Raw genomic sequence first — 10,076 nt, 5'->3', positions numbered from 1 at the left:
AGCCTTACTTCAAGCCTTACCAGTAGTTCTAATTCGCTCTTTAATCAATCCAAGTGAATTTAAGCTCAAAAATATCATACCGCAGAGTATGATTTGCATTGACAGCTTATCAAAATAAAATCACACTCGCTGGTATGATTTTATTTTGAGGTATTAAGATGACAAATTCAACAACCAAAGCACTGACTAATTCAAGAAAGATAGGCTTTGGACTCGCATTGTTAGGCGCTTTGCTAATGAGTATCGATCCCATATTTATTCGCTATGCAGGCGTTAGCGGATTCGATACCGCCTTTTTGTTTGGATTATTCAGCGCAATCTCGATGCCGATATTACTTAAAATGAATGATAAACGTGGGATCAGAAAAGCGTTAACAGCAAGCGGCTGGCCAATACTGGTATCAGGCATACTCATGTTAGGGAGTGCAACAGGCTTAGTGTTTAGCATTAAAATGACGTCTATCGCCAACACATTTGTCATTTTAAGCGCCACTCCTGCCATTGCCGCCATTTTCAGTTGGTTGATACTAAAAGAAACCACTAATCGCTCAACCTTATTCGCAATCGTCGCTGTCATGATTGGGATAACTATCGTGGTATCGGGCTCTGTGAACACAGGAAATTGGTTAGGTGACTTATTGGCCCTGTTCTCTGTCACTTGTTTAGCACTGATGTTTACATTACTACGTAAATATCAAGATATCAGCAGGCTAGCCATTGTTGGTCTTGGCGGGCTATTACTCGCCATAGTGATGTTTTACTTTGCTACTCCCTCAAGTTATAGCATGGAAACTTGGTTGATTATGGGCGTTATGGGTTTATTTACAGCTCCCCTAGGGCGTGTTTTCTCCATGGTAGCAACTCGTCACATCTCAGCTCCTGAAGTATCGATGACGTTAATGCTTGAAACTGTACTAGCACCTATATGGGCATTTATGTTTTTTAGTGAAATTCCGGCTAACACCAGCCTTTTAGGTGGTGCAGTCATTATCACGACGATATTTTTTTACACCCTATTTAGTTTAAAGAACGAGCATTAAGGAAAGACCATGTCTAAAACCTCTATAACAGCAGCAGCAACATCAACAAAAGCCACACTAAAGTTTATTGGCCAAATTAACACCCCATATCTTGCCATCGATACGTGTCCGAATAACATTCAAGATAATGGTCCAGTGTGCGAGATAGCGCTTTATGATGATTATAAAGAAGGCCTACTTGGACTCAGTGACGGGCAAGATATTTTAATTTTATACTGGCTAGGTGACGCGCCGCGCAATGAACTCGTTCAAACAAGCAGGCAACAAATGGTGAAGGGAACATTTGCTTTGCGCTCTCCCAATCGCCCAAATCCAATTGGCGCAGCGGTCTTGCCTATTGAAAATATAAGAAATGGGGTCATCACGGTGAAAGGGTTAGATTGTTTAAACCATACTCAATTAATTGATATTAAGCCTGCAATTAAACGGGAAGTGAGCAATCAATAAAGTCACTTAATCGTCATTGATATTGCATGGCGCTTTAAAATACGAACCATAAAAGCCACGAAAAACGTATTATCGTTAGTCATGGCTTTACGCTTTTTCAGCCACCTGTTTTTGCGGTTTTACAACTCGTGCAGATTTTACTTTTACTTGCGAATTTTTAAGTTGATACATCTTGATGTCTGCAACGTTAAACAAGTCATTAATAGAGTAATCCTTACTGTCAACGGCAACATGCCCCCAAGCAAACTCCAATTGAAACTTCATACCGCGGTATGCGACCGTACAACAATGGTGCTTTATTCGTTGAATAATTTTGTGAACAAAATCGTCAATATCACATTGCTCAGGAACAGAAAAAACCAGCACAAATTCATCACCACCAATCCTGGCAATGATATCTGCACTCTTAAGCTCTTTTGAAAGGTAACTCGAAAATGTCTTCAACATATGGTCACCTGCAAGATGGCCAAAATTGTCATTTATCTGCTTAAAATTGTTTAAATCTAGGTAGATGAAGCACAGTGCTGAATCACAGTCACTATTGTTATCATCTAAATTTCGCAGTTTCTTTTCTAATCCATAGCGATTAGATAACTTGGTGAGATGATCTTGCTGAGATTTATCGAAAAAATGCATTCTCGACACAGTGAGAGCGGTTTGTTCAGTTATGACATCGAAGTAATTCAGCTCAGTCGGCGATAGAATGACGGTTTGTTCGCCAAAACTACCAAAAGCCATCACTCCAAGTGCTTTGCCATCAACAAATAATGGATAATTCACTACCGTTCGAAGGTTAAGTAACGGAGTAACATCTTTATTTGCCTCGGGCTCAATCAACAAATCTTCGGTATAAAAGATTTTTCGTTGGCCAAGCATCTTCTTGAAAATAGGATCATCATTGTAGTTAATGTGAGGCACTATAGTAGACATGATTTCAGCGTTAGGACCAACACCAGCCACATGATTCAGCCACCCCGTTCGTTTCGCATCGGTGATATAAATCCACACATCGGTCAATTGAAACAATGTACTGGTTTCTGTTTGTAAGAAAGCTGCCATTTCCTTGAGGGAACTGACCTTATTCAATCCTTTACTCACACGTACTAAGGAGTCAAACAGTTCCGCATATTGCGCGTTTGTTGTCATGCTTTTTATTGGTTTCATAGCCTTCTGATACTGTTAATCAAAATAGAACATACAACAATCACTTCCATGGCCTTACTTGCTTTGAAAGCTAAACATTTATCAACCTAAACTTGAGTTAATTCAAGTCAATTAACTTGTGTATTAAACTACATCATCAAGCCTAGCTTTCATTATCCCATCCTATTTAAATTAACAAAAAACCGCTAGAAAATTATGAGTTTATTGATAAAACTTAGATTTAAATCAAACTTTTATAACTATCTAATCAAACCGTATCCATGCCAATTTACACGCGACGTTAACTCAACGCTCATGCAAAAATTAGATAATTATTGATTCAGGGTAACTCAGAAAATAACCCGATAATGCTGCTATTAATTTGATAAAATTTACCATCACAAGAATTATTGTTATTAACAGCTGCACCTTTACAAGCACTGAATAAGAGAAGTAAGTAAGCGCCCTATGACTGAAAAAGAATCTTTGCTGCAAAATCTGTTAGATATATTGATAGTCCAACGCCAAACGGCACTGAGTGCAGCTGAAGATGCCCATAATGACGCCACCAATGAACAAAGCGTGGCAGAAACTCAATATGACACAATCGGTTTAGAAGCCGCTTACTTAGCACATGGACAATCACAACGAGTCGCTGATATTGATATCATGATAAAACGCTTAACGGCGCTTCCTCTTAAAGACTTTACGGCCGAAGATGACATCAACCTTGGTGCGATAGTGACCTTAGAAGCTGGCATGAATTGCTGGCTATTGCCTGTTTGTGGCGGTATAAAACTCGACGATGGAAACATTGTCGTTATCACTCCACAATCACCTTTAGGACAGAAACTAGATGGCGCAATGGTGAATGAAAAGCTTAATGATGGTCGCTTGATCTTGGCAATTAGATAAACTTAAGTTATTCAACCTGCAGTAAACATCCCGAAACTAAACGACATACCAGTCATGTTACGATTATTCGACTCTGGTTTTTGAATCTGGTTTTTGAATCCGGTTTTTGAATCTGGTTTCCGACTTTGTTTTTCGAATCTGGTTTTCGAATCATTGAGCTTCATCATTTTCAAAAACTAATCTGCCATAATATGATCTCAGGCAAATTACTCATTGCTAATACTTGTTAGGATCGCCGCAAATTTTAGTGGGTAATAAACATGCAATTAGATTTAAATGGTATGACGCCAAAACAATTTCTCGAACAGTACTGGCAAAAAAAGCCACTGGTGATCCGTCAAGGTTTTAAACACTTTGAAAATTTGCTATCACCAGAAGAAATGGCAGGGCTGGCTTGTGAAGATGTGGTTGAGTCTCGCCGTGTATTTAAGAAAAATGATCAATGGCAAGCTGAATTTGGCCCATTTGAATCTTATGAAGAACTGGGTGAAACAGACTGGACCTTAATCGTTCAAGCCCTAAATAACTGGGTGCCAGAAGCTGAAGAACTGCTTAAATGTTTTGATTTTATTCCGCGCTGGCGTTTAGATGACGTGATGGTGAGTTATGCCACACCTGGCGGTGGAGTGGGTCCACACATTGATCTATATGACGTATTCATTTGCCAAGGTTCTGGCCGACGACGCTGGAGAGTTGGCGACCTTGGTCCACACAAAGAATTCTCTGCACACCCAGCACTACTGCACACCGAAGCATTCGATCCGATTATTGATGTAGAGTTGCTTCCAGGCGATATCCTATATCTACCACCAGGCTACCCTCATGACGGTGTGACACTTGAACCATCAATGAGCTTTTCTGTGGGTTATCGAACTGCCTCAGCTAAAGACATGGTTAGCGCAATGGCAGATCACATCATCGACAAAGACTTATGTAACGATCAAATAGCCGATCCTGATCGCGTTATCAGTGAACATTCTGGCATAGTGAATAACAGCGATCTTGAACGTATTAAGCAACAACTGCTTGCTACCCTTGATGACACATTAGTCAGTGAATTTAGTGGTCGTTACCTAACACAATCTAAATGTGAGCTAGATTTACCAGAAGAAAGTTTAGGGTTTCAAACCCTAGATGTCACAGAGCAACTTAAACTACAACCTTTAGTAAAGCTTGGCGGCCTGCGCACGCTGTACTTTGAAACCAGCGTTGCTGACGGTGTGCTGTATATCAATGGCGAGCAACTTCAATTATCAGCAGATAAAGAAGCCTTAATTGCACTGCTATGTGATACCCAAGAGTTAACTGCACAAGACTTAAGCCCATGGCTAAATGATGATGAAGTGGTTGAGCAATTAACCCACTGGGTTAACGCAGGCTATTGGTATTTCGACGAAATCGAATAACGGTTAAATCTAAAATATGCACTTGATTCAGTTACTTGATTGAATGAACTATTTCTATCAAGCAACTGAATCAAGCAACTGAATCAAGCAATCATCAATAAATGGCGTAGCTTCATTGAGAACCTGTCGAAAAGAGTATTTGCTTAGTTGGCAGTAAAGCCCTGCCACTCAAGAAACAAAACCCAAAATCCAATGCGATTTAACTAAATAAGTAATTTATACTTTTATTATTAACCTAGAAGCCTAGCCTTCTCTTTATAGCCTTCTTCTACAAACCTACATTCGATATTTATGCGTTTTCTCTCTCACTTCCCTAAAGATAAACATTCACAATAGTGTGATTATTTGTTTTTGTCCTACAAAGCAGTTATATCCACTTTAATAGCAAAAAAAACACATTTCACATACAAAAACATTAAATGTTATGACATGAAAGCCGATATAATTACCACCTAAGATTAGGAAAACCTAACCATCAAACACACAACCTAAATTTTAAAATTATAGATGTGTAGGAGCTGTATTCATGAATTTTTTGTCTAACCTATCCATTCGCAATAGACTCATTACCGCAATGCTTTTTGCTGTCATTGTATCAACGAGTGTTGTCGCCTATGTCGGCCAAAATAGTGCCAAACAATTGCTTTCGACACGTATAGAACAATCAGATACACCCAACCTAGTACAACGGATCCGTAATGCTATTGATGGCGAAATCAACCAAATGAAAGTGGTTACGCAATCTATCGCTAATAACAGCATGATTGAACTTTGGATCGAACAAGGCGAAAGCGCTAAAGGTGAAGAGCACTTAATCCAGTATTTAACGCAAACTGCGCGTGATAATGGCTTTAGGAATGTCTCATTCGCTGATAAAAACACCCATAAATACTGGAATCAAAATGGTTTTTTACGGGTAATGGATCCAGGGCACGATAAGTGGTTCTTCCGTTTTAAAGACAATGATGAAAAGCAATCAATTAGCATCTATCATGATAGCACTGGTGGCACTGACATCATTATAAACTATAAACAAATCAATGGACTGGGAATGGCTGGAGTATCTAAACCTTATGATGCTATGGTCGCTTACCTCAACAGTTTCCAAATTGAAGAAACAGGTTTTGTTTATCTTGTCGATGGTAACGGTGTTATCAAGGTTCACAAGAGTATCGGTTATAAAGCAGAAAAAAACCTCTCTGACATTTACCCTTCAATTAATAGTCAAAAACTGCTTAATCAGAACGATTACGCCTTTGCTATCGCTGATGGACAAATGGTTGCCTCAAGCTATATTCCAAGCTTAGGCTGGTATGTTATTGCTCAGGTGCCAGAACAAGAGCTTTATGCAGGTCTTGCGACTTCGCGTAATAACATCATGATGACCTTTGTAGTCATTGCAGGACTATTCGTGATGATCAGCATCTATCTTGGTAATAGCTTAGTTCGCCCAATAAACCAGCTAGCCGATACCTTTAAAGAACTTGGCGAAGGCGAAGGCGATTTAACCCAACGCATTAATGAAGATGGCAATGAAGAGATGCGCCGCTTAGCTAAAGGGTTTAATGCATTTATCAGCAAACTACACAATGTGGTACAAGAGCTAGCTATCACCTCAGATAAAGTCAATACTGCCTCACAGCAAGTTTACACCGATGCCCTGCACTCAAAAACATCCGCTGATACTCAGCGTGATGGAGCACACCAAGTCTCCGTCGCTATTAATGAGATGGGTAGTACCATTGCAGAAATAGCCAACAACGCTTCAGTAGCTGCAAATGCAACAACCGAGGCAACGCAAAAAGCTCAACGCGCACAAACGGTTGTCGAAGAGTCTAATTCAACCATTAAAGAGATGGCATCAAACATGGAAGGAGTCTCTTCTAACATCGTTATTTTGGCTGAAAAAAGTGAATCTATTTCCAGCGTACTAGATGTTATACGAGGCATATCAGAACAAACTAACTTACTTGCACTAAACGCGGCCATCGAAGCGGCTAGAGCTGGTGAACAAGGTCGTGGCTTTGCTGTCGTTGCGGATGAAGTGAGAAGTTTAGCCCAGCGCACGAATGAATCTACCGATGCTATTCACACGATGATTTCAGAGCTTCAAAACGGTGCTAAAGCCGCTGTATCTTCTGTTCATGAAGGACGTGAGCATGCAGAACTAGGTGTTCAAGCTTCGCAACGTACCCATCAAGCACTTGAAGATATCGTTGAAAATGTTCACCATATTTCAGAGCTTAATATCCAAATTGCCACAGCCACAGAAGAGCAATCTGCAGTGATAAATGAGATTAATCAGCATGTTGTCAGTATTGGCGACAGCAGTGAAAGCAGTGCTAACGCATCGGCAAGTATTGAGAACTCTAGTGATGCACTTAAATCAATGGCAAATGACTTAGATGGGTTAGTCGGTCGATTTAAGTTGAAATAAACCCTCTCGCAGTAATAGCACCATAACTAGAATTAAAGCCAAGCTAATATAGCTTGGCTTTATTTTTAAGTCTGAATCTACAAAAAATCATCTGAAACAATAGGGACTAACACAATAAGGGAAATAGGCTGACTTAACCATGTCACAATGAATATTTGAATTTCGTTTCATTAATTGTTATTCCCCAAAGTTAACCAAGCAACAAATTGCTAGTTAGATTTAACATGTTAAGATACTGTAAGTTATAGTATAAAAGGAGTTTTTATGAAGTGTCCAAGAACGGAATCAAACTTAAAACAAGTCAAAGTAGGCGGTATCGCCGTCGATATTTCACAGGCTTGTGGTGGTGTCTTTTTTGATAATCATGAATTAGCTCACTTTGATGAGCAGCATGAAAATCGTGGAACTGTGTTAATCGACCATCTAGCGCAATTTTCCCCGCCAGCATTAGATTACTCTAAAAGAATTAATTGCCCTAAATGTACTGATATTGTCATGGCTAGACAGTTTTATAGCCCTAAGCATCAAATAGAAATTGATATTTGCCCAGGATGTGGCGGCATTTGGTTTGATTATGGTGAGCTCGCTAAATTACGCGGCTTATTTCCACATCAATCAGATAGAGAGCAGGCTGGAAAAGATTTTGAAAAAAACATGCTAGAAGATCCAATGTACCAAGCTTACTTCACTCAAATTGAACAAAAGCAATCGCTTGCTAAAAAATTGAATCGCTTCTCTCAATTTATCAATACAAGAATATTTTAATAATCCATGATTCAGTTTGGTGAGCGGGATTTATTCCAGCTCATTTTATAGAATATAAGCTAAATAAGTATGAAAATTAAGAGTTTGAAAATTTCACATATTACTTGGTGAATATAACTTGGCGAATATTACTTCTGCATCAAAAGCAATCGCTGGCAGAGTTTGACAAAATCCGATGAAGTCACAATCCCCAGTACCTTATTTTCCTCATCAACCACCGGTAAACAACCTAGTTTATTATCAATAAAATACTGCACGACAACGGTCAGAGGTTCATCTAAACCTAACTTTTGCGCCTCGGTTTCCATAATATCTGCGATGGGCGTATAACGCTCTTTTCTATCGAGTGCGCCTTGACCGTACTTGTTCAAGGTATTTAACACACTTGCTATCATCTTTTTGTGTGTCAGTAAGCCGATGAACTCTCCTGTTGTTTCACTGATAACAGGTAAATGACGCACATTACGACTTTGCATCAATAAGTGGGCATCCTTTAAGCTAGCCTGATGACTAATACAAACAGGGTTGGGTGTCATAATGTCGCTTACTTTCATCGCTTTACTCCTTAAGCTGTGACTTAATAAAGATTAATCAAAATAGGCAGAAATAGCTAGATGAAGCACTTAGTCGCTCATTTTATATTTAACGAATTAAATAGAAAGCGGACTTTTGTAGGAAATAATCAGATAAAAATATGAGGCCGAGTATAAGGAGAATGCAAACAGCTTAGAGATAAACACCAGTGATCTAGTTAACAGATTAAATCGCTGATGATGACAAGGCATAGGTTGATTTTGTAACTGTGAATTGAGTCAGATTCATTGAAAAAAAATGGTGATAAGCTCAAGCCATAATATTTTATGGAACTGATATGTTTACCCTTTTTCGGCAACGGACAATATATGTTTTTACCATACTGACGCTGTTCAGCCAGTTGGTATTTGCGAATCCGAATTTTATGATGCCAAAGGTAGGCAATCTCGCTCACTCTGACAATATAATCAGTTCTGAAACCGATGATCCCCATGACAGAAAGCTGGCACCGACTTTATTAACAACCTGCAGTTCTGCAAACCATCTACATGAAACTCTATCCAATAATAAAGCCCATCATTGTGATGGCCTAACCCCTTGCTCATCGGATTGTGATAACTGCTTTTATATCAGTATTGCTGACACTCTGTTGATGCATGAACCTTGGCAAATTTTTCATCATCCAGATAATAAAATTGTCAGCCTTACCCCCTACTTTCAATCAATACTGCCAACGCAGCACCTAAGACCTCCCATTGCTTAACCTTAACAGTAGCAACAATTAGTCACTTTATTTATAAACCACGGACACTGACATCATTCAGAACAACGTGCCCGAATCTTTAATGGAAATAAGCAATGAAAAACATAATTTATATCGTCCTAAGTCTCTTTTTAATCAGCTCGACGGTACAAGTGGCCACTGCGGCACATCATAATGTTGCCGAGCAGAAACAGTCACATGCTTGCCCAATGCATCCAGAAGTAACAGGTCAGAATGGCGATACTTGCCCTAAATGCGGCATGAATTTAGAACATGCTCACCAAGCAGATGGCGACCACTGCCCAAATAAAGGCAAGTGCGAAAAATGTGCTAACAAAGCCAAATGTGACAATTGCAAAGGGTGCAAAGGTGAAGGCAAGTGCGACAAATGTGAAAAATGCGCTAACAAAGCCAAGTGTGACAATTGCAAAGGGTGCAAAGGGTGTAAAGGTGAAGGCAAGTGCGACACATCTGAAAAATGCGCTAACAAAGCCAAGTGTGACAACTGTAAAGGGTGCAAAGGTGAAGGCAAGTGCGATAAATGTGCTAACAAAGCCAAATGCGAAAACTGTAAAGGTGAAGGAAAATGCGACAAGTGCGCTAACCAAGCCAAATGCGAAAACTGT

At 39.5% G+C, this 10,076-nt stretch carries 10 protein-coding genes and 1 pseudogene; 8 read left to right on the top strand and 3 right to left on the bottom strand.

All coding sequences use genetic code 11. The annotated features are described in order from the left end of the window. Positions 1–158 precede the first annotated feature (158 nt). Positions 159–1,040 (top strand): DMT family transporter, encoded by an 882-nt coding sequence (locus AB4153_RS08950; RefSeq protein WP_371997107.1) that lies wholly within the window; start codon positions 159–161, stop codon positions 1,038–1,040. Between the two features lie 9 nt (positions 1,041–1,049). Further along, positions 1,050–1,487: an SAM-dependent methyltransferase gene (locus tag AB4153_RS08945; RefSeq protein ID WP_371997106.1), complete on the top strand. Its 438-nt coding sequence runs from the start codon at positions 1,050–1,052 to the stop codon at positions 1,485–1,487. Positions 1,488–1,574: 87 nt separating this feature from the next. On the opposite strand, the gene AB4153_RS08940 is transcribed toward AB4153_RS08945, so the two are convergent. Then, entirely contained in the window at positions 1,575–2,651 is a 1,077-nt protein-coding gene (locus AB4153_RS08940) for a sensor domain-containing diguanylate cyclase (RefSeq protein ID WP_371997105.1), read from the bottom strand. Positions 2,652–3,098: 447 nt separating this feature from the next. On the opposite strand from AB4153_RS08940, the gene AB4153_RS08935 reads away from it, so the two are divergent. The 4 genes from AB4153_RS08935 (at position 3,099) to AB4153_RS08920 (ending at position 8,153) form a co-directional block, all read left to right on the top strand. Then, positions 3,099–3,545: a hypothetical protein gene (locus AB4153_RS08935; RefSeq protein WP_102529346.1), complete on the top strand. Its 447-nt coding sequence runs from the start codon at positions 3,099–3,101 to the stop codon at positions 3,543–3,545. A gap of 260 nt (positions 3,546–3,805) precedes the next feature. Further along, positions 3,806–4,951 carry a cupin domain-containing protein gene (locus AB4153_RS08930; protein WP_303515154.1) on the top strand — a complete coding sequence of 382 codons (1,146 nt, stop codon included), beginning with the start codon at positions 3,806–3,808 and terminating at the stop codon, positions 4,949–4,951. Positions 4,952–5,477: 526 nt separating this feature from the next. Then, on the top strand, positions 5,478–7,388 hold the full coding sequence (locus tag AB4153_RS08925; protein WP_303515157.1) for a methyl-accepting chemotaxis protein: 1,911 nt from the start codon (positions 5,478–5,480) through the stop codon (positions 7,386–7,388). Between the two features lie 264 nt (positions 7,389–7,652). After that, a complete protein-coding gene (locus tag AB4153_RS08920; protein ID WP_303515160.1) occupies positions 7,653–8,153 on the top strand; it encodes a zf-TFIIB domain-containing protein in 501 nt (166 codons plus the stop codon). Between the two features lie 128 nt (positions 8,154–8,281). Here the strand turns inward: AB4153_RS08920 and AB4153_RS08915 are convergent, their stop codons facing one another. Beyond that, entirely contained in the window at positions 8,282–8,707 is a 426-nt protein-coding gene (locus tag AB4153_RS08915; RefSeq protein WP_102529348.1) for an HPP family protein, read from the bottom strand. 317 nt (positions 8,708–9,024) lie between these two features. On the opposite strand from AB4153_RS08915, the gene AB4153_RS08910 reads away from it, so the two are divergent. After that, positions 9,025–9,450 (top strand): hypothetical protein, encoded by a 426-nt coding sequence (locus AB4153_RS08910; protein ID WP_371997104.1) that lies wholly within the window; start codon positions 9,025–9,027, stop codon positions 9,448–9,450. Positions 9,451–9,545: 95 nt separating this feature from the next. Next, positions 9,546–9,692 (top strand): annotated as a pseudogene (locus AB4153_RS08905) (hypothetical protein); the annotation flags it as partial. 24 nt (positions 9,693–9,716) lie between these two features. Here AB4153_RS08905 and AB4153_RS08900 read toward each other — a convergent pair. Beyond that, the coding region (locus AB4153_RS08900) for a hypothetical protein (RefSeq protein WP_371997182.1) at positions 9,717–10,076 on the bottom strand (360 nt) is incomplete at its 5' end.

It is taken from the genome of Shewanella sp. 10N.286.52.E4 (genome assembly GCF_041468785.1).
GTDB classification, from domain to species: Bacteria; Pseudomonadota; Gammaproteobacteria; order Enterobacterales; family Shewanellaceae; genus Shewanella; species Shewanella electrodiphila.
This window is presented reverse-complemented; position numbering and strand designations above follow the sequence as displayed.